The organism is Gemella sp., from assembly GCF_057272915.1.
This window is the reverse complement of record NZ_DBHIUF010000007.1, coordinates 40,727-62,928: the sequence shown is the minus strand read 5'-3', so window position 1 is coordinate 62,928 and position 22,202 is coordinate 40,727. Positions and strand designations below refer to the sequence as shown.

The following is a 22,202-nucleotide window of genomic DNA, read 5'->3' as shown; positions in this document are numbered from 1 at the left end:
AATATAACTAGTAAAAGTAAAAATAATTAATAATAAAATAAAAATTTAGGAGGAATAGTCATGACTGAAATGTCTACAAAATATAATCCGACCGAAGTAGAAAATAATCGCTACAACTGGTGGTTGGAAAAAGAAGTTTTTAAAGCTGATAATAAAAGTAAAAAGAATCCATATACAATCGTAATTCCACCACCAAACGTAACTGGTAAATTACACATTGGGCATGCTTGGGATACAACTCTACAAGATATGTTAACACGTTACAAACGTCTTAAAGGATTTGATGTACTTTACCTTCCAGGAATGGACCACGCTGGTATATCTACACAAGCTAAAGTAGAAGCTAAAATGCGTGAAGAAGGATTAAGTCGTTATGACTTAGGTCGTGAAAAATTCTTAGAGCGTGCATGGGAATGGAAAGAAGAGTATGCTGGATATATTCGTGCACAATGGGCTAAACTTGGATTAGGTTTAGACTATTCAAGAGAAAGATTTACATTAGATGAAGGATTAAATAAAGCAGTAACGAAAATTTTCGTAGATCACTACAACAATGGAACAATCTACCGTGGTGAGAAAATTATCAACTGGGATCCAGTTCAAAGAACTGCATTATCTAACATCGAAGTAATTCACAAAGACGTAGAAGGTGCATTCTATCACCTTAAATATTTCTTAGCTGATGGAAGTGGAGATTATCTAGAAGTAGCAACTACTCGTCCTGAAACTCTATTTGGGGATACTGCGGTTGCTGTTCATCCTGAAGATGAAAGATATCAAAAATATATTGGTAAAACAGTTCTTTTACCAGTAACAAATAAAGAAATTCCTGTTATTGCAGATGAATATGTAGAAAAAGATTTCGGAAGTGGGGTAGTTAAAATAACTCCTGCTCATGATCCAAACGACTTTGAAGTTGGAGAACGTCATAACTTAGAACGTATCATCGTTATGGATGAAGGTGCTGTTATGAATGAACATGCTGATAAGTATAACGGTATGGATCGTTTCGAATGTCGTAAAGCTCTTATCGCTGATTTACAAGAAAGCGGAGTATGTTTCAAAATTGAAAAACACCTTCACTCAGTAGGTCACTCTGAGCGTAGTGGTGCTGTTGTTGAACCATATCTTTCTAAACAATGGTTCGTTGATATGAAGCCACTTGCTGATAAAGTATTAGAAAATCAAAAAGATGCAGATAGAAAAGTTAACTTCTATCCACCTCGTTTTGAAAATACGTTAAACACTTGGATGGAAAATATCCAAGACTGGTGTATTTCACGTCAATTATGGTGGGGACACCGTATTCCAGCATGGTATCACAAAGAAACTGGTGAAGTTTATGTTGATATAAATCCACCAAAAGATGTTGAAAACTATGTTCAAGATGAAGACGTTCTTGATACTTGGTACTCTTCAGCATTATTCCCATTCTCTACATTAGGATGGCCAGATTTAGAAAGTGAAGATTTCAAACGTTACTATCCAAATAGCTGTCTAGTAACTGGATATGACATCATCTTCTTCTGGGTTGCTCGTATGGTATTCCAAGGATTAGAATTTACAGGTACTCGTCCATTTGAAGATTGTTTAATCCACGGTTTAGTACGTGATGAACAAGGTCGTAAGATGAGTAAATCACTTGGTAATGGTGTAGATCCAATGGAAGTAATCGAACAATACGGAGCTGATAGCTTACGTTATTTCTTAGCTACTAACTCAACACCAGGTCAAGACTTACGTTACTCAACTGAGAAAATTGAAGCAAGTTGGAACTATATCAATAAAATTTGGAATGCTTCTCGTTTCGTAATCATGAACCTTGAAGGTTTCGAATATAGTGATATTGATTTAACTGGAGAAAAAACATTAGCTGATAAATATATCTTAACAAAACTTGCTAAAACTATTGAAGATTTCGAAAGATTATTCGAAAAATATGAGTTTGGTGAAGCAAGCCGTATTCTTTACAACTTTGTATGGGAAGAATTCTGTTCATGGTATATTGAGATTGCTAAGATTTCATTAAATGGTGAAGATGAAGCTGCTAAGAAAACTACTAAATCTATTTTAGTATATGTACTTGATGCTTCTCTAAAAATGTTACATCCATTTATGCCATTCGTAACTGAAGAAATTTGGCAACACATTCCTCACACAGGAGATAGTATTGTAACTAGTGAATTTGCTAAAGTTGATGCAAGTCTAGTATTTGAGAAAGAAACTGAAGATATGCAATTCATCCAAGATGTAATCACAGCAGTACGTAACATCCGTAGCGAAGTGAATGCACCAATGTCTCGTGAAATCCCAATTAAGATTAGATATTCACAAGATAGCGTAAAAGAAGTATTATTAAATGGTAGTGCGTATTTAGAGAAATTTGCTCGTCCTAGCGAACTTATTATCGAACGCGAAGTAGAAGCAAGTGAAACTGACATCAGTCGTATTTTACCAGGTGCTGAAATCTATGTTTCATTAAGTGACTTAATCGATGTAGACAAAGAAAAAGAACGTCTAGGAAAAGAATTAGAAAAATTACAACAAGAATTAGATAGAGTAAATAAAAAACTTTCTAATGAAAAATTTGTCGGTTCTGCTCCAGAAGCGGTTGTAGCTAAAGAAAAAGAAAAACAAGCAACATATCAAGAACAATATGATAGTGTTAAAGAAAGAATAGCTGCATTAGATAATTTAAAATAGTATAAAATAAAATAGATAGTGATTTGAAAATCGATACGATTTTCGAATCACTATCTTAATTTATGAGAAAAGGGAGCGACTCAAAAATCGTGATTTCGTAGAAATTGATTTTATCGAGTCGCCCCTGTACAGTTTATTAGATTTCAAAAAAGCTTCTATAAAGCTATTTTTAAAATCAATAAACCACTGCGCCTATGAACTTTGTTAAATTTTATGACTTTTGGATTAGTCCTTTTTAGTCATCTTTATTATTCTTTTTTCTCCATATTAGGAAGAAAATTATCGCGATTATTATGACTATACCAATGTATGCACCATAATTTTTAACTGCTTCACCTGTGTTAGGAAGGGTATTTAGTGATAGTAGATTCATGTTAAATCCTCGTTACACTATTTTTCGTCTTGATTTTCAGGTGTGTTGTTTAATACTTCTGTTTCAACTCGTTCTTTAACAGATTCTAAAGTTTCAGTTGATTTATTAGCGAAATCTTCAACTTTTTCTTGAACGTGTGATTCATCTACATCTTTTTTAATGTTAGAAACTTGATCTTTAATTTTTTCAAAAGATTCTTTTGCTTTTTCTTTATAAGCTTCTACAGAAGGTTTGAATTCTTCAACGATTTTCTTTGCATCACCTAGATTTTCTTTAACTTCTGCAGTGTATTCTTTTACGTTAGATACATGTTCTTTAATATCTGTTACATTATTAGATAATTCTTTTCCGTAATCAACAGCATCATTGTATTTGTTCTCTAAAGCATTCTTAGCTTTTTTAAGATTTTTTACTAAATCATTGTATAAGTAGATTGCAGCTTCTTCAACACCATTTTTCTTAGTGTAGCGAATCATGCAACGTGTGTAACCATAGTAATCTTTAGATTTTTTCTTAGCGTACTCAGCGTGTTCTTCAACTTTATTTGGATTTTTTGAATAATAGTTAGCAACGGCTATTCCTGTACCGATTGCAAATAGTTTTGATAATTTTGACATACAATTTTTCCCCTCAATTTATTATTAGATTAATTATAACACATAAATATTTAAATTTAAATAAATATAGACACCTGGTAACTCTATTTTAATAATTTGGTAATAAATAGAATTAATCTCACGTATAATGGATGTTTTATTAGAAAAATATATTACATAATTCGTAAATGTTACACATTAATTAATGGTAACGCTTGAATTAATGTGTAACATATTGTATAATAAAAAATATGATACAAGAAGGAGGAGCAATGAAACTTACTGAAAGACATAAAGCTATAATTGAAATAGTAAAGAATTTTGAACCTATTACAAGTGATGAAATAGCAGAAAAATTATCATTAGGAAAATCTACTCTAAGAAATGATCTAGCTGTCTTAGGGATGTTAGAAATTTTGGAAGCAAAACCAAATGTAGGTTACTATTATAATTATAACTTTTCATTAGGAGAACAACGTGAAGAGATAAGAAGTAAATTGGTAAAAGATGTAATGGGGATAGCTATTACTGCTAAAAGTACAGCAAATTATTCAGACGTATTATCAAAATTATTTATTTATGATGTAGGGACTATTTTTATTGTTGATGAGAATAATCACCTTGCCGGTGTCACATCTAGAAAGGATATGCTGAAATTATCTAGAAATGCTGACGGACAAAATCTTCCTGTAGTATTAGCGATGACACGTGTACCGAATGTAATATACATATATGAAGATGAATTAGTGACAGATGCATTAAGAAAATTAATTTTACATGAGATTGATTGTTTGCCTGTTGTAAGGGATGAAAAAGATGGTAAGATAATCGTTGGGAAAATATCGAAAACTACATTAATTAAGTTATTATTGGAAATACTGGAGGGATAATATGTTAACTGTACATATAATTTCAGATTCAATAGGAAATACTGCAAAGGATGTAGTTGACGCAGCACTTGTGCAGTTTTCTTATGAAAATAAGCAGTGTAAAGTATTAAAGAACTCAAATGTTTGTACAAAAGAAAAAATCGATTGCATTATGACCAATGTTAATAAGGGAGATGTAATTGTTCAGACACTAGTTGATGGTACTTTAGCAAGCTATGTTAGAGAAAAAGGGCTAGAAAAAAATATAAAAGTTATAGATCTTTTAAGCGAAATGCTAGGTACTTTTGAAGAGAAATTAGGAGTGAAAGCTGAAGGGAATCCTGGTTTAAATAGAAAGATGGGAAGTGAGTATTTCAAGAGAATTGATGCATTAGAGTTTGCTGTGAAGTATGATGATGGTAAGGATATTAATGGACTTAGGGAGGCTGATGTTATCATTTTAGGTGTATCGAGAACCTCTAAAACACCATTAAGCTTATATTTAGCAAATAGAAATATTAAAGTTATGAATGTTCCTATTATTCAAAACTTGATACTTCCAGAACAACTATATGAAGTGAAAAGAAAAGTAATTGGTTTAACAAATTCAGTAGAGCAACTTAATAAGTTGAGGGAAGAAAGATTGAAGTCTCTAGGAGTATTAGGGAATTCAGATTATACAGATGAAATCCAAATTTTCGAAGAGTTAGAATATGCTCTAGAGATTATGGAAAAACTTGGATGTCCGATAATAGATGTTCAGAATAAGGCTATAGAAGAAACAGCAGAAGTAATAATTGGGATAATGAAAGAAAAAGGTTTAGAGGTTTAAACAAGAATAATATAAAACGAAATTTTATAGAGTAATAAAATTTTATAGGGGGATTTTAAAATGTTTAAAAAATATGTTTATAATTTCAGTGAAGGAAATAAAGATATGAAATCTTTATTAGGTGGAAAGGGTGCAAACCTTGCGGAAATGAAAGGTTTAGGGATAAATGTTCCACCGGGGTTTACTATTACCACAGAAAGTTGTAATAGTTATTATGAAAATGGGGAAAGAATCAAGCCTGAGATTTTAAAACAGATTAATGAGCAACTTGAAATTTTAGAAGAAAATATTGGGAAAAAATTAGGAAGTATAGATAATCCTTTATTAGTATCTGTTCGTAGTGGTGCAGTATTTTCTATGCCTGGGATGATGGATACAATTTTAAATCTTGGATTAAATGATGAAACTACTATAGCATTAGCTAAGAAGAATAACAATTATCGTTTTGCTTATGATAGTTATAGAAGATTTATTCAAATGTTCTCAGATGTCGTTATGAATGTTGAGAAGTATAAGTTTGAGGAAGTTTTAACAAGAGTTAAAAATGTTAATGGCTACGAGCAAGATAGTGAATTAAATGAAAAAGATTTATTCAATATTGTCGAAGAGTTTAAGGAAATCTATAAAAAAGAAGTAGGTAGAGAGTTTCCTATGAGTGTAAAAGAGCAGCTTATGCTAGCTATTGAAGCTGTTTTTAAATCATGGAATAATAATCGTGCTAAAGTATATAGAAGACTACATAATATTAGTGATAAACTTGGTACTGCTGTAAATATTCAAGCTATGGTGTTTGGTAATATGGGAGATAATTGTGGTACTGGAGTTTCATTTAGTAGAAATCCTGTAACTGGAGAGGATGAACTTTTTGGTGAATATCTAATGAATGCACAAGGGGAAGATGTTGTAGCAGGTATAAGAACTCCTAAAAATATTAGTGTCTTAAAAGATGATATGCCACATTTATATAAAGAGTTTGTTGAAATTTCTAAAAAATTAGAACAACACTATAAAGATATGCAAGATATCGAGTTTACTATTGAAGATGGAAAATTATATATTCTACAAACAAGAAATGCTAAAAGAACACCGAATGCAGTAGTTGAAGTTGCGGTATCACTAGCAGAAGAAGGTGTAATTTCTAAAGAAGAAGCGATTCTAAGAGTGGGAACAGAGGAAATTAATAAACTTCTTCATGCTACATTTGAGGAAAAATCATTAAAAGAAGCTAAACAATTAACTCAAGGATTAGCGGCATCACCTGGAGCAGCAGTGGGAGCAATTTACTTCACAGCGCAAGAAGCTGTAGAAGCGGCGAAAATAAAACCTGTTATTTTAGTAAGAGAAGAAACTTCTCCAGAAGATATTGAAGGAATGATTAGCTCGGAGGCTATTGTAACTTTACGTGGAGGTATGACATCACATGCTGCTGTAGTGGCAAGAGGAATGGGGAAATGTTGTGTCTGTGGTTGCCAAAACATGATTATAAATTATTCTGAAAAAACTCTAAAAATTGCTGGGGTAACATTACATGAAGGTGATACAATCTCAGTTGATGGAAGCAGTGGTAAAGTGTATCTTGGTGAAGTAGATAAAGTTGATGCCAAATTTAGCGATAGATTCAATAAACTTTTAGGATGGGCTGATAAAATTAGAGAACTTAAAGTACTAGCAAATGCAGATAATGAAACTGACGCTAAAGTTGCTTTTGAGTTTGGAGCTGAAGGAATAGGATTATGTAGAACAGAGCATATGTTCTTTGAAGAAGGTAGAATTAGTCTAGTTAGAAAAATGATTTTAGCAAGTGATACTCATGAGAGAATTAGATTTTTAGATAGATTGCAACCTATTCAAAGTGAAGATTTTTATAAAATTTTTAAAGAAGCTCAAGGTAAATCTGTTAATATAAGATTATTAGATCCACCGCTTCATGAATTCTTACCAAAAGACGAAAATACTGTAAAACTTATTGCCGAGGAAATAGGAGTTAGTGCTAATCAACTAGAAGCGAAGATAGTTAGTATTTCAGAATTCAATCCTATGATGGGGCACCGCGGTTGTCGATTAGGTATTACATATCCAGAAATTTATTTAATGCAGGCGAAAGCTATTAGTTCAGCAGCGATTAGAGCTCGTAAGGAAGGTATTGAGGTAAATGTTGAAATTATGATTCCGTTGGTAGGATTAGAGAAAGAACTTTCGGTGCTACGTGAACAAATCGTTGAACTTGTGGAAAAAGAAATTCAATTGTACAATGCAGACTTCAAATATAAAGTAGGAACGATGATTGAAATTCCACGAGCTTGTCTGATTGCTGATAAGATTGCAGAACATGCAGATTTCTTCAGTTTTGGTACGAACGACTTAACTCAATTAACATTTGGTTACTCTAGAGATGATGCAGTTAAATTTATTGATATTTACAAGAAAAAAAATGTGTTAGAATCAGATCCATTTATTCATCTTGATGAAAGTGGAGTATTAGAACTTATGAAACTTGCAGTTGAAAAAGCAAAAGCTACTAAACCAGGTATCAAGCTTGGAATTTGTGGAGAACATGGTGGAGATGAAAAATCAATATTACTATGCTCTAAAATAGGATTAGGATATGTATCATGTTCACCATATAGGGTAATTATTGCTAGAATTGCGGCAGCTAAAGCAGCTATAAAAAATGTTGAAGCGGCACTGACTAAATAAAATATTGACAAGAGGTTCATAAGAAAGCGAACAAATCAAGTTAAAAAAAGAAGCTGACCAAAACTAAACTTTAACAAAGTGTATATGAAAACATACAGATGCAGTGGTTTATTGATATCTAAATTCACTTTATAAAAGCTTTTTAGATATATAATAAAGGGGTGACTCAACAAAATCTTATTTCATAAGAAAACATGATTTTTGAGTCACTCTTTTTTTATATTATAATAAAATTTGAAGAATAATAGTAAATTGTTTTAGTTTAATATTAACTAGTAAGTGTATAATTTTAAAATCTTTGTTTATATTACAATCTTGTTAAATAATAGTTAATATTTACAAAGTAAATTGATTTTTTTTTCAATATACATTAAAATTAGTGTAGTATATTGTAACATTTTATTGCGTAAAATAAATATGAATAAAGAGAAAGTTTAAAAATATATAAAGAGAGGATATGCTATGGCAGAAAATAATAACAATCGGTTATCAAGAAAAGATAGACACTCTCAAGAAAGAAAGAGTGTTATGCCAGGTGGATATATATCTAGAGGAAATACTAATCCAACAAATAATGGGCAACCAAGAAGGCCGTTAACAAATGAAGAAATTATGAGAAGAGGACGACCGAGTGCAAGTCGACCTACTCAACCACAAAGACCTCAAGGTGCAAATAAAAGACAAGGATTACCGCAATTCCAACAAAGGAATCCTCAACAGGGTGCTAACGGTAATGGTACAGGAGGTCCGAGAAGACCGATGGGACCAAAAAGAATAAGTAGTCCAAATTTTAAAAAAGGTAATAAAGAATTGTGGTTGAAGATTTTAAGATATGGATTGTATGTAGCGAGTGTTGCTATTATATCAATATTCTTATTATGTGTGTTCTGGATATACCAAGCACCAGCTTTTGATTCGAAGATTTTAGATAATAATTCAAGAACAATTGTTTATGATACAAATAACAATGAAGTGGCAAAATTAGGTAACCAAATAGGTGAAAACCTAGAAACTGTTGATATACCTGAAAAGATGCAAGATGCTATTTTAGCAACAGAGGATAATAGATTCTTTGAACATGGTGCGGTAGACTTTAGACGTTTAGTGGGAGCTGTTGTGTCAAACTTAACTAGTGGTTTTGGTTCACAAGGGGCATCAACTATTTCTCAACAGTTAATTAAGAGAACATTCCTTGACGATAATAAGAGTGTAAAACGTAAAGTTCAAGAAGCATACCTTGCATATAAACTTGAGCAAAACTATGATAAAGAATCAATATTTACAATGTATGTAAATAGAATCTATTATTCAGATGGAGTTTACGGCTTAAAAACTGCTGCGAAATATTATTATGGGAAAGAATTAAATCAACTTACTCTTCCTCAAATGGCTCTTTTAGCAGGAATGCCACAGCACCCTAATACGTATAATCCTTATGATAATCCAGAGGCTGCTAAGGCACGTCGTGATACGGTATTATACTTAATGCAATATCACGGGAAAATTTCAGAAGCTGATTCACAAGCTGCACAAAAAACTGATGTATTATCAGGAATTATACAGCGTGATGAAAGTGAACGTGTATTATTATCAAGTGAGTTTGATTCAAAATATACTTCTTACATGAACCAAATTGTTAATGAATTGAAGAATAGTAAAGAATATAAGGACTATGAAGGAGACGTCTTAAACTTAGGACTGAAAATTTATACAAACTTTGATTCTAAGATTCAAGATACATTAACAGAAAGTGTTAATGCAAACTATGCAGGAATAAAACAAGCAAGTAATGTGGCTATGGTTGTACTGAATAACGAAAATAGTGGTATAGCCGCTCTTTATGGAGGTAAAAAACAAATATTCCATGGATTTAATATTGCAACGCAGGCTAAGTTACAACCTGGTTCATCAATTAAACCAATACTAGCTTACGGACCAGCGATTGAGTATTTAAATTGGGGTTCTGATCATATAGTTAATGACTCTAAACTTCAAGGTTCACAAATTCAAAACTGGGATAGAAGATTTCATGGTAATATTACTATAAATAATGCATTAATATGGTCATACAATATTCCAGCGATTAAAACATACCAAGAGGTTGGGTTTAATAGAGTAAAACAATATGCAGCTAATGTAGGTATGGAAATCACAGATGATTCTATTACTACGCCAATAGGAGGAAGTGGAGATGGATTTTCGCCATTACAAATGGCAGGAGCATATGTTCCATTTAGTAATGGAGGATACTATGCAACGCCGAAAGCTATTAAAAAGGTCTACGATAGTGAAGGTTCTGAAGTGAAGAGCTTTAGCAAAGATGATAGAAAACGTGTTATTAAAGAATCTACAGCATATATTATGACATCAATGTTAAGAAATGGAGTAAATGGTTTAGCTTCGTTTGCTCGTATTAGTGGAGCTGATATGGCTGTTAAGACAGGTACAACTACATTCGGTGAAGGAGAAGCTCAAAAGTATAATTTTGATATAGATAATTATTCTAAAGATTCTTGGACAATTGGATATACTAGTAATTACACGATGGCTGTATGGCAGGGATTTGATGCAATTGATGGTCCGACGAAGTATATGACTCAAGCTGATACCCAAAGAACGCAAGCATTGTATCGAATTAATATGCAAAATATTGTCCGAATACATCCGCCAAAAGGATTTTCTGTACCAGGGAATGTTGGTTCTATAAATGGAGGAGTTAAAGTTATTACAGAAAGTGAACGTCGTCAAATAGAAGAGCAGAATAAACGTAATCAAGAAGAAAAAGAACGTGAAAATAATAACGACGATAATAATCGTAATAATAATTCTGATGACAATAATAATACAAACAGTAATCAAAATAACTCTTCGAATAATAACCAATCTAGAGGAAATAATAACAATACGAATGTTACAACTCCAGGGGGAAGAAACAATAACAATACGAATAGAAATACTAGATAATTAGTATTTGAACTACTGTAGGATGTATTCTTGCAGTAGTTTTCTTTTTAGAAGTTCAAAAATACTACACAAAAATATAGAAATGGTGTACAATATAGGAATGGAGCAGTTTATTTATTCTTTGTTAAACTGGATATATTATTCCATAAAACGTATATTATTATAAAGATGGATGTGAAACTATGAAGAAGAAATTAGTTATAATTACAGGAATAAGTGGAGCAGGGAAAAATACAGCATTAGAAATTTTTGAAAACCAAGGATACTTTTGTACAGATAATTTACCTGGGTTAGTTGTAGAGGATTTTTTAAGAATAATAGAAGAAAAAGAAATTGATAAAACAGCAATAAGTATTGATATAAGAAGTAAACACATTTTTGTCGATTTAAAAGAATTACTAAAAAAGATACAACATAGTGAATATTTTGATGTTAGAATAATATTTTTAGATAGTGATGATCAAGTACTGGTTAATAGATATAAAGAAACTAGGAAGAATCATCCATTATCATCTGAGTTTAGCTTACTTGAAGGTATATCTCAGGAAAGAAAAGATATGAATGATATTAAAGGCATTGCAAATTATATCTACGATACTACTAATACAACTGTAAAAGATTTGAAACAGAAAATATTAGAAGATTTTGGAATTGAGAAAAAAGATAGTTATCATATTACAATCTCTAGTTTTGGATATAAATATGGAGTGCCAATAGATGCAGATAATATTGTTGATGTTCGTTTTTTAAAAAATCCATTTTATGTTAAGGAACTAAGAGAAAAAACAGGTCAAGACAGTGAAGTATATGATTATGTTTTTGAGGATGAAGTTACTCAGGAATTTTATGATAAGTATTTAGAACTTATGACGTTTATGGTAGATAAGTATCAATATGAGGGTCGCGATAAAGTTGCTATTGCAGTAGGATGTACAGGTGGGAAACACCGCTCTGTAAGTGTAGCTCGAAAATTACATGAAGATATTTCGAAACTAGGATACAGGGTGTATTTAGAACATCGCGATATTAATAAGGGTAGGTAGGAAAATGAGAGCTAAAGTAAAAGTAGTTACTATAGGTGGGGGAACTGGATTGTCAGTCCTTTTGAGAGGATTGAAGAAATATCCTCTAGAGATAACAGCTGTAGTAACGGTAGCAGACGATGGGGGAAGTTCAGGAAAAATCAGAAGTGATATGAATATTCCTTCTCCTGGAGATATAAGAAATGTTATTGCGGCATTATCTGATGTGGAGCCATATTTGGAAAAAATGTTCCAATATCGTTTTGATAGTGGAGAAATTAAAGGACATCCAGTAGGTAATTTAATGATAGCAGCTATGACGGATATTCATGGAGATTTTTCTACAGCTGTAAAAGTGATGAGTAGAATCTTAAATGTCCGTGGAACTGTATTGCCGACAACTAATGATATAGCGACTTTAAATGCGGTGTTATCAACAGGAGAAATTATAAGAGGTGAATCTTCAATTACTGAAGCGGGCGGAGTAATAGATCATGTTTATATAACTCCATCTAGAGTTAAACCTAATGAGGATGTACTTAAAGCAATAGAGGAGGCAGATTATATTATTATGGGACCAGGAAGTCTATATACTTCTATAATTCCTAATCTTGTAATCTCTAAAGTCTCTGAAAAAATAAGAGAAAGTAATGCAAAAAAAATATATGTTTGTAATGTTATGACTCAACATGGGGAAACAGATAATTATTCTGTTTCAGATCATATCGTTGCGATAAACAAACATGTAGAAGAGAATATTTTTGATTTGGTTATTGCTAATTCACGTGAATTTGATGATAGTATTTTATCGAAATATCACAAAGAAAAACAAGAACCGGTCAAAATCGATCAAGAAAAAATAGAGGAATTAGGAATAAAATTAATAAAAAATAATGACGTTGGAATTGTTGATAATAATACGATTAGACATAATGCGGATAAAGTTTCTGAATTAATTTATGATTATATTATAGACGATAAGCCAACAATGATTTATAATAAAAGGTGAGAAAACAAATAAGGAGAACCAAAATGCACTTAAAATTTGATTATTCGAAAGCACTAAACTTCTTTAACGAACAAGAAGTGAAAAATATGGAAGGTTATGTGAAAGTTGCTCATGATCAATTACACAATAAAACTGGAATCGGAAGTGACTTCTTAGGATGGGTTGATTTACCAACTAACTACGATAAAGAAGAATTTGCTAGAATTAAAGAAGCTAGTAAAAAAATTCAAGGTAATTCTGAAGTACTTGTTGTTATCGGAATTGGTGGATCTTACTTAGGAGCTCGTGCAGCAATTGAAATGCTAAATGATAGTTTCTATAACTTTTATGAAAAAGATAGAAAAACTCCTCAAATCTTCTTTGTAGGTCATACTATTTCTTCAAGTTATACTCAAGAATTAGTGAATTACTTAAAAACTACAGGAAAAGATTTCTCTGTAAACGTAATTTCTAAATCTGGTACAACTACTGAACCTGCGATTGCATTCCGTATCTTCAAAGAATTACTTGAAGAAAAATATGGAAAAGAAGGAGCAAGAGAAAGAATCTTCGCTACTACTGATAAAGCTCGTGGAGCATTAAAATCATTAGCTGATGATGAAGGATATGAAACATTTGTAGTACCTGATGATATCGGTGGACGTTTCACAGTTCTTACTGCGGTAGGGTTACTTCCAATTTCTGTAAGTGGAATTGATATTGATAAAATGATGGCTGGAGCTAAATTAGCTCAAGATGAGCTTTCTTCACCAGATTTAAGTACTAATATTGCTTACCAATATGCTGTAATGCGTAATGTATTACAACAAAAAGGTAAATTAATCGAAATTCTTGTTTCTTATGAACCATCAATGGTTTACTTCAATGAATGGTGGAAACAACTTTACGGTGAGTCTGAAGGTAAAGATGGAAAAGCATTATATCCATCAAGTGTGTGCTTCTCAACAGATCTTCACTCTATGGGACAATATGTTCAAGAAGGACGTCGTATTCTAATTGAAACTATCTTAAAAGTTAAATCTCCAAATAAAGATATTGAACTTAAAGAAGCTGAAAATAACTTAGATGGACTTAACTATTTAGCAGGAAAAACTATGGACTTTGTAAATACTAAAGCATTTGAAGGAACTCTTCTTGCTCACACTGATGGTGGAGTACCTAACTTTGTAGTAGAGCTTCCAGATATGAGTGAGTTTACATTTGGATATTTAGTTTACTTCTTCGAAAAAGCTGTAGGTATTTCTGGATACATGCAAGGATTAAATCCATTTGACCAACCAGGAGTAGAAGCGTATAAGAAAAATATGTTTGCTCTTCTTGGAAAACCAGGATTTGAAGACTTAAAAGCAGAATTAGAAGAAAGATTAAAATAATCTAGAATAAAATAAAAACTGATAAAGGAATAATGTTCCTTTATCAGTTTTTTTGTATATTAGATAATTTAATTTTACTATTCAAATATTTTAAGTATGGTGGCGGACGGTTCCATCTAACTTTAATTGTCATTTAGACAATTAAAGTGGATATTACACCTTAAAATTAAGCTTGTAATCTTAATTTTACCGATGGAACTTTTCAAGTTCCATTATCACCATTACAAAATATTTGAGTAAAATTAATTAATTCATTTATTAGTCAAGTTCATATTTTTCTTACTGTTTTGTAGTAGCTGAAGTGAAACACTTTTGTGTTTCACTGCGAGAAAATAAGACTACAGGCTTATTTTCTAACCGGAATATCCTTTTGAGATAACAAAAGATATGGAGGTGTCGCAAGCTACAACTAAAACAGTAAGGTTAGTTTAAAATTAAAAACAAAAAAGAGAACGACTCTATAAATTTGATCTGTATAAAATCGTAATTTATGAATCGTTATTATCTCTTTGCCATAGTTACAAATGTGAATTTGTCAGGTCTATAACTAAGTATTCCGTATTGTAGGATATTACCATTTGATAAATATGTGATACTCTCAACAACAGCCACCATATTATATTCACCTAAGTCCATATGTTGTTTTTCTTCTTCGGTTGCATATCTAAATGAAATCTCTCGTCTTGAGTGGGTGATATTTAAGCCCAATTCTTTTTCTAAATATTTATAAATAGAAGATTCAGCTATTTCTTTATTAATAAATGGAACAAGTTTACGATCGAAATATGATACTTCATACTCTAATCTTTCGCCGTTTATCATTCTACTACGGCTAACTCTATAAAAATCATTGTCTTCATTTGATCCGAAAATATCCATTATCTTTTTATCGCCTTGAATGATATAAAGTGATTCTAAAGAAGTTTTGATTTCATATTTTCCATCGATATTTAATTCAGAAGAAGTTTTTATATTTCCTAGATAGTTATTTTTAATCCTCCCGTGTCCTAAAATTAATGAGTTTTTCCCTTTGATTTTTTGGATATATCCATTAATTTCTAGTAAAGATAAAGCTTTTCTAATAGTATCTTTAGAATAGCCGTATTCCTTAACTAACTCATTTTCACTTGGTAATTCAGTATTACGCTTATAGACACGAGTGTCTATTTTTTCTTTTAAGTCTGTGTAGACTTTTTTGTATTTACTCATTTACTATTATCCTCGCAAAGTTTATCTATTTAATTATAAATGTAGTTAGAACAAAAATCAAGGGATATGTAAATCTCTCTAAGTATTTTCAACATTTACGTATAGGTTACATAACTAGATAAAAAGAATTACATAAATGCATTGACAAAATGTAAGTGTTTTATTATAATAAGTATTGTTAAGTAATGCGAACTTATTTTAAAAAACAAGTTATAAATATAACGGAGGAAAAAGTAATGACAAAACGTTCAAGTGGTGTTTTGATGCATATTACATCATTACCGGGACAATTTGGAATAGGAACATTTGGCAAAAGTGCATACGATTTTGTTGATTTCTTGGAAGAAACAAAACAAACTTACTGGCAAATTTTACCATTAACAACGACTAGTTATGGGGATTCACCTTATCAAAGTTTCTCGGCTGTAGCAGGAAATTTAAATCTTATTGATTTTTCACTTTTAACTGAAGCTGGATTGCTAGAGGAAAGCGATTATTCAAATGTTAATTTTGGTGACAATCCTGAAAAGATAGATTATGCTTTATTATTTGAAGCTAGAAGACCTATCTTAGAAAAGGCAGTTGCCAACACTAGTAAAAATAGCAAAGTATTAGCCGAAATTGAAAAATTTGAAGCAGAGAATTCAAGCTGGTTAGCAGATTATGCTGAGTATATGGCTATAAAAGAAAGTTTTGGATATAAGAGTTTTATTCACTGGGATGAGGATATTAAAAAAGGTGAAGAAGCAGCTCGTGAAAAATATCGTACAGAACTTCAAGATAGTATAAGATACTACACAGTAACTCAATATTTCTTCTTTAAACAATGGCTAGCATTAAAAGAATATGCTAATGGTAAAGGAATTAAAATTATTGGGGATATGCCAATTTATGTAAGTGCTGATAGTGTTGAAATGTGGACAATGCCTGAACTATTCAAAGTCGACGAAAACAATGAACCTCTTTATGTAGCTGGATGTCCTGCAGATGACTTCAGTCCTACTGGACAACTTTGGGGTAATCCAATCTATGATTGGGAAAAACACAAAGAACAAGGATTCTCATGGTGGATTTACCGAGTGCAAGAAAGTTTCAAAATCTATGATGTACTTCGTATAGACCACTTTAAAGGATTCTCTGATTTCTGGCAAATAGATAAAGATGCTGAAAATGCAGTAAATGGTACTTGGGAAGCTGGTCCAGGAATTGAATTGTTCCAAAAAATAAAAGAACAGTTAGGTGATTTACCAATCGTTGCAGAAAATCTAGGATTTATCGATGCTAAAGCAGAAAAATTATTAGATGATTCTGGATATCCAGGAATGAAGATTCTTCAATTTGCTTTCCCTGGAGAAGATAATCTGGATCGTCCACATCATTATACACAAAACAGTGTTGCTTACACAGGAACACATGATAACGATGTAGTTAATGGGTGGTATGAAAAATTAAGTGAATCTGAAAGAGAACTAGTTTCTGAATACCTAAACCGTCGTGATGATGAAAAAATCACTGAAGCTATGATTAGAGGAATTTACTCTTCAGTAAGTGATTATGCAATTGTAACAATGCAAGATTTATTAGATAAAGATGCAACAAGCAGAATGAACGTTCCATCAACAGTTGGAGGAAACTGGGAGTGGAGAATGCTTGCAGAAGATTTAACAGAAGAAAGAAAAGAATTTTTAAGAAATATTACAGTAAGATATTCAAGAGAGAGGGTATAAAATGTCATTTAGTAAATATGTATTAGATAATACAAGTAAAGAACTAAGTACTTTAGAGAACAAAGAGATATATATACAATTATTAAACTATGTAAAAGAAGAAGCTGATAAAAAAGCTTTAAACTCTGATAAAAAGAAAGTTTACTACATTTCAGCAGAATTTTTAATTGGTAAACTATTATCAAATAACCTAATTAACTTAGGAATCTACGAAGAAATCGAAAAAGAATTAAACGCAGCTAACAAACGTCTTAGCGATGTTGAGGAAGCAGAATTAGAACCATCACTTGGTAATGGTGGTCTTGGACGTTTAGCATCTTGTTTCATCGATTCTATCTCATCATTGGGAATCAATGGTGATGGGGTTGGATTAAACTACCACTGTGGATTATTCAGACAAGTATTTGTTAAAAATGAACAACACGCAGAGCCGAACTTCTGGATTGAAGATTCTTCATGGTTAAGAGATACTGATGTTAAATACACAGTACCATTCAAAAACTTCAACCTAACTTCAACTCTAAAAAGAATTGACGTATTAGGATACAAAAAAGATACTAAAAACTACCTAAACTTATTCGATATTGAATCAGTAGATAGCAGTATCATTGAAGATGGTATTAGTTTTGATAAAACTGAAATCGAGAAAAACTTAACATTATTCTTATATCCAGATGATAGTGATAAAAATGGTGAATTATTACGTATTTACCAACAATACTTCATGGTATCAAATGCAGCTCAATTGATTTTAGATGAAGCTATTGCTAAAGGAAGTAATGTTCACGATCTATACGAATATGCATATGTTCAAATCAACGATACTCACCCAAGTATGGTAATTCCTGAATTAATTCGTTTATTAACTGAAAAACACGGAATTGAATTTGAAGAAGCATACACAATCGTTCAAAAAATGACTGGTTACACAAACCACACTATCTTAGCTGAGGCGTTAGAAAAATGGCCGTTAGCATATTTAGAAGAAGTGGTACCACACTTAGTAACAATCATTAAACAATTAGATGCAGTTATTAGAGAAAAATATGAAGGTGAAGATATTCAAATCATCGATAAAGATGATAGAGTACACATGGCAAACATGGATATTCACTTCTCTAACAGTGTAAACGGGGTTGCTTACCTACACACTGAAATTCTTAAAAACTCTGAGTTAAAACACTTCTATGAATTATATCCAGAGAAATTTAACAACAAAACTAACGGTATTACATTCAGACGTTGGTTAGAGTTTTCTAACAGACCGTTAGCAGCATACTTAAAAGACCTAATCGGTGATGAGTACTTAACAGATGCAACTAAATTAGAAAAACTATTAGCATTTGTAGATAGTAAAGAAGTAGCAGCTAAATTAGAAGAAATCAAACACGAGAACAAACTGGTTCTTAAAGAATACCTAAAAGAAACTCAAGGTATTGAACTCGATGAAAATAGTATTATTGATACTCAAATCAAGAGATTCCACGAATATAAACGTCAACAAATGAACGCTTTATATGTAATCAAAAAATACTTAGATATTAAAAATGGAAAATTACCAGAAAGAAAAATCACAGTATTCTTCGGTGGTAAAGCAGCACCAGCTTATATTATAGCTCAAGATATCATTCACTTAATTCTATGTCTATCAGAATTAATTAACAATGATCCAGAAGTAAACAAATACTTAAACGTATTCTTAGTTGAAAACTATAACGTAAGTGTAGCTGAAAAATTAATACCAGCAACTGATATTTCAGAGCAAATTTCATTAGCTTCTAAAGAAGCAAGTGGAACTGGTAATATGAAATTTATGTTAAACGGAGCTTTAACTCTAGGAACTCTAGACGGAGCTAACGTGGAAATTGATGAACTAGTTGGTCGTGAAAATATCTACATCTTCGGTAAAGAAAGTGATGAAATCATTAAACTTTACGAAACTGCTGGATATGTTTCTAAAGAATACTATAAAAAAGACGGTGTTAAAGAAGTTGTTGACTTCATAGTTTCTAAAGATTTAGTTAAACTTGGAAACAAAGAAAGACTAGAAAGATTATACAACGAACTTCTTAACAAAGACTGGTTCATGACACTTATTGATTTTGAGGAATATTACGCTAAGAAAGAAGAAATGTTAGCAGATTACGAAAACCGTGAATTATGGATGAAGAAAGTTATCGCGAACATTGCAAAAGCAGGATTCTTCTCATCTGACCGTACAATTGCTCAATACAATGAAGATATTTGGAATAAATAAAAGAAGAGGGGAACATTAAATGAGACTATTAACGATTAATGTACACAGTTGGTTAGAAGAAAATCAGCTTGAAAAATTAGATATTTTAGCAAAGGTAATTGTAGAAAAAGGTTATGACGTAGTTGCCATGCAAGAAGTAAATCAATTGATTAATAGCAAAGATGTTCACGATGGAATTAAAGAAGATAATTTTGGGGAATTATTACTTAATAAAATTGAAGAATATGGAGAAGAAGGTTACAGCTATTATTGGACTTATTCTCACATAGGATTTGATAAATTCGAAGAAGGATTAGCGATACTAGCTAAAGGTGAAGTTGTTGCCGTAGAGGATTTTTACTGTACGGCACAACAAACCGTGACTTCTATCGAATCGAGAAAAATTTTAAAAGTCGATCTTAAAGTAAATAATGAGATCGTAGAATTTTACAGTTGTCATATGAATTTGCCAACTTGTAAAGGGGAAGACATAGATCAAAATCTTAGCAACCTAATTAATTATACAGATAACAAAAATCTTAAAGTTTTCATGGGAGATTTCAATACGGATTATTTCCATCAAGTAGATGATTATAAAAGAATACTTGATAAAGGATTATATGATACTTATGAATTAGCCGAGAAAAAAGATGGGGGAGTTACCGTATATAAAAATATAAGTGGTTGGGAAGATTCTATGTGTCAGAAAAAATTGGATTATGTTTTTATTAATAGAAAATTAGATGTAAAAGAAAGTTTTGTTATATTTAATGATGATAATTATCCAATAATTTCTGATCATAATGGCTTAGAAGTAACATTAGCAGAAAAATAAAAAAAGGAGGAAAATGTTATGTTACAAAAAATTCAGCGCTTTGGTGGCGCTATGTTAATGCCATCTATTATATTCGCATTCTTCGGATTAGTAGTAGGATTAACTTCAATCTTTAAAAACCCTAACTTAGTAGGGAGCATCGCGACAGAGGGTACTCTTTGGTATAACTTCTGGTTCGTAGTTGAACAAGGAGGATGGACAATCTTCAACCAAATGCCAGTAGTATTCGCACTTGGTATTCCAATCGGTCTTGCTAAAAAAGCAAACGGTCGTGCAGCATTAGAAGCGTTCTTAATCTACATGGTTTTCAACTACTTCATCAACGGATTTTTAACTCAATTCAAATTCTTTGGAGTAGATGTAACACCAGCTCTTAAATTACCTACAGGTATTACAAGAATCGCTGGAGCAATCACATTAGATACTTCAATCATCGGTTCTATCGTTATTGCATCTATCTCAGTATGGATCCACAATAAATACTTTGATAAAAAATTACCTGAATTATTAGGAATTTTCCAAGGATCAACATTTGTTATCTTAGTTGGTTTCCTTATCATGATCCCAGCTGCATTCTTAACAGCTTTATTATGGCCAAAAGTTCAATTAGGAATCGCTGCATTACAAGGATTCTTAAAAGTTTCTGGTGTTGCAGGGGTATTCACTTACACATTCCTAGAAAGAATTTTAATCCCAACAGGATTACACCACTTTATCTATGGACCATTCATGTTTGGACCAGCAGTAGTAGAAAATGGAATCACAGCTTACTGGGTACAACACATTCAAGAGTTCTCTCAAAGCTCAACTCCATTAAAAGAGTTATTCCCTCAAGGTGGATTCTCATTACACGGTAACTCAAAAGTATTTGGTTTACCAGCAGCAGCTTTAGCTATGTATGTAACAGCTAAAGACAGTAAGAAAAAAGTTGTAGCAGGGTTATTAATCCCAGCAGCACTTACTGGTTTCTTAACAGGAATCACTGAACCAATCGAGTTCACATTCTTATTCGCAGCACCAATGTTATTTGCTACTCACGCTGTATTAGGTGCGTTAATGTCAGCAACTATGTACCAATTTGGAGTTGTAGGTAACTTCGGAAGTGGATTAATCGACTTCTTAGCTCTTAACTGGTTACCAATGTTCAAAAACCACTCATCTCAAGTATTCGTTCAAATCGCAATTGGATTAGTATTCTCAGTAATCTACTTCTTCGTATTTAGATTCTTAATCCTTAAATTCCAATTAAACACACCTGGACGTGAAGCAGATGATGCTGAAACAAAACTTTACTCTAAACAAGAGTACCGTGAAAAAGGTAAAGAAGCAGCTAAACCAGAAGTTAAAGATGATGCAGCTACTCACGATGATCAAGCTCTTATCATTTTAGAAGGTTTAGGTGGAAAAGATAACGTCGTAGATGTTACTAACTGTGTAACAAGATTACGTGTTAACGTTAAAGATGAAAGCTTAGTTAAAGATGATGAATTCTTAAAACGTTCTGGAGCTCTAGGAGTTGCTCGTAACGGTAAAGCTATCCAAGTAATCATCGGATTCTCAGTAGGACAAGTTAGAGAAGCTTTCGAAAAAGAATTACATAAATAAGATAATTAATAAAAAGGAACTGATGTAAAAATCAGTTTCTTTTTTTTATGAATATCTATATATAGATACTAGTACGTTATTAAATAGTGTTCTCCTTTACATTCACAAGGGTGCCAGCAGGTATAATATATGTTTTAATGATAAATAGAACA

The 22,202-nt window shown here is 31.9% G+C and carries 15 protein-coding genes; 12 read left to right on the top strand and 3 right to left on the bottom strand.

Annotated elements, in window-relative coordinates; translation table 11 throughout:
• Nucleotides 1-60 precede the first annotated feature (60 nt).
• The gene (locus tag ACO6OL_RS04385; protein ID WP_485502260.1) at nt 61-2,703 is read left to right on the top strand and encodes a valine--tRNA ligase; all 2,643 of its coding nucleotides are present in this window, start codon (nt 61-63) and stop codon (nt 2,701-2,703) included.
• A gap of 235 nt (nt 2,704-2,938) precedes the next feature.
• Here the strand turns inward: ACO6OL_RS04385 and ACO6OL_RS04380 are convergent, their stop codons facing one another.
• Both ACO6OL_RS04380 and ACO6OL_RS04375 read right to left on the bottom strand, forming a co-directional pair.
• Nucleotides 2,939-3,076, bottom strand: a complete 138-nt coding sequence (locus ACO6OL_RS04380; RefSeq protein ID WP_485502259.1) for an LPXTG cell wall anchor domain-containing protein — start codon at nt 3,074-3,076, stop codon at nt 2,939-2,941.
• A gap of 17 nt (nt 3,077-3,093) precedes the next feature.
• A complete protein-coding gene (locus ACO6OL_RS04375) occupies nt 3,094-3,693 on the bottom strand; it encodes a hypothetical protein (RefSeq protein WP_485502258.1) in 600 nt (199 codons plus the stop codon).
• A 251-nt stretch (nt 3,694-3,944) separates the two neighbouring features.
• On the opposite strand from ACO6OL_RS04375, the gene ACO6OL_RS04370 reads away from it, so the two are divergent.
• The 7 genes from ACO6OL_RS04370 to ACO6OL_RS04340 all read left to right on the top strand — a co-directional run bounded on the left by ACO6OL_RS04370 (nt 3,945) and on the right by ACO6OL_RS04340 (nt 14,438).
• Nucleotides 3,945-4,562: a CBS domain-containing protein gene (locus ACO6OL_RS04370; RefSeq protein ID WP_485502257.1), complete on the top strand. Its 618-nt coding sequence runs from the start codon at nt 3,945-3,947 to the stop codon at nt 4,560-4,562.
• A 1-nt stretch (nt 4,563) separates the two neighbouring features.
• Complete coding sequence (locus tag ACO6OL_RS04365; protein WP_485502256.1) at nt 4,564-5,373, top strand: pyruvate, water dikinase regulatory protein; 810 nt, start codon at nt 4,564-4,566, stop codon at nt 5,371-5,373.
• A 60-nt stretch (nt 5,374-5,433) separates the two neighbouring features.
• Nucleotides 5,434-8,070, top strand: a complete 2,637-nt coding sequence (ppdK, locus tag ACO6OL_RS04360; RefSeq protein ID WP_485502255.1) for a pyruvate, phosphate dikinase — start codon at nt 5,434-5,436, stop codon at nt 8,068-8,070.
• A 462-nt stretch (nt 8,071-8,532) separates the two neighbouring features.
• On the top strand, nt 8,533-11,034 hold the full coding sequence (locus ACO6OL_RS04355; RefSeq protein WP_485502254.1) for a transglycosylase domain-containing protein: 2,502 nt from the start codon (nt 8,533-8,535) through the stop codon (nt 11,032-11,034).
• A 182-nt stretch (nt 11,035-11,216) separates the two neighbouring features.
• Nucleotides 11,217-12,077 carry an RNase adapter RapZ gene (gene rapZ / locus ACO6OL_RS04350; protein ID WP_485502253.1) on the top strand — a complete coding sequence of 287 codons (861 nt, stop codon included), beginning with the start codon at nt 11,217-11,219 and terminating at the stop codon, nt 12,075-12,077.
• Nucleotides 12,078-12,081: 4 nt separating this feature from the next.
• Complete coding sequence (locus ACO6OL_RS04345; RefSeq protein ID WP_485502252.1) at nt 12,082-13,065, top strand: gluconeogenesis factor YvcK family protein; 984 nt, start codon at nt 12,082-12,084, stop codon at nt 13,063-13,065.
• Nucleotides 13,066-13,088: 23 nt separating this feature from the next.
• Nucleotides 13,089-14,438 (top strand): glucose-6-phosphate isomerase, encoded by a 1,350-nt coding sequence (locus ACO6OL_RS04340; RefSeq protein ID WP_485502251.1) that lies wholly within the window; start codon nt 13,089-13,091, stop codon nt 14,436-14,438.
• Nucleotides 14,439-14,939: 501 nt separating this feature from the next.
• Here ACO6OL_RS04340 and ACO6OL_RS04335 read toward each other — a convergent pair.
• A complete protein-coding gene (locus ACO6OL_RS04335; protein ID WP_485489654.1) occupies nt 14,940-15,647 on the bottom strand; it encodes a UTRA domain-containing protein in 708 nt (235 codons plus the stop codon).
• Between the two features lie 236 nt (nt 15,648-15,883).
• Between ACO6OL_RS04335 and malQ the strand changes: the two genes are divergently transcribed.
• The 4 genes from malQ to ACO6OL_RS04315 are packed head-to-tail and all read left to right on the top strand — an operon-like array spanning nt 15,884 to nt 22,050.
• The gene (malQ, locus tag ACO6OL_RS04330) at nt 15,884-17,374 is read left to right on the top strand and encodes a 4-alpha-glucanotransferase (protein ID WP_485502250.1); all 1,491 of its coding nucleotides are present in this window, start codon (nt 15,884-15,886) and stop codon (nt 17,372-17,374) included.
• A 1-nt stretch (nt 17,375) separates the two neighbouring features.
• A complete protein-coding gene (gene glgP, locus ACO6OL_RS04325; protein WP_485502249.1) occupies nt 17,376-19,631 on the top strand; it encodes a glycogen/starch/alpha-glucan family phosphorylase in 2,256 nt (751 codons plus the stop codon).
• Nucleotides 19,632-19,650: 19 nt separating this feature from the next.
• Complete coding sequence (locus ACO6OL_RS04320) at nt 19,651-20,445, top strand: endonuclease/exonuclease/phosphatase family protein (protein WP_485502248.1); 795 nt, start codon at nt 19,651-19,653, stop codon at nt 20,443-20,445.
• An 18-nt stretch (nt 20,446-20,463) separates the two neighbouring features.
• Entirely contained in the window at nt 20,464-22,050 is a 1,587-nt protein-coding gene (locus ACO6OL_RS04315) for an alpha-glucoside-specific PTS transporter subunit IIBC (protein ID WP_485502247.1), read from the top strand.
• Nucleotides 22,051-22,202: the final 152 nt, after the last annotated feature.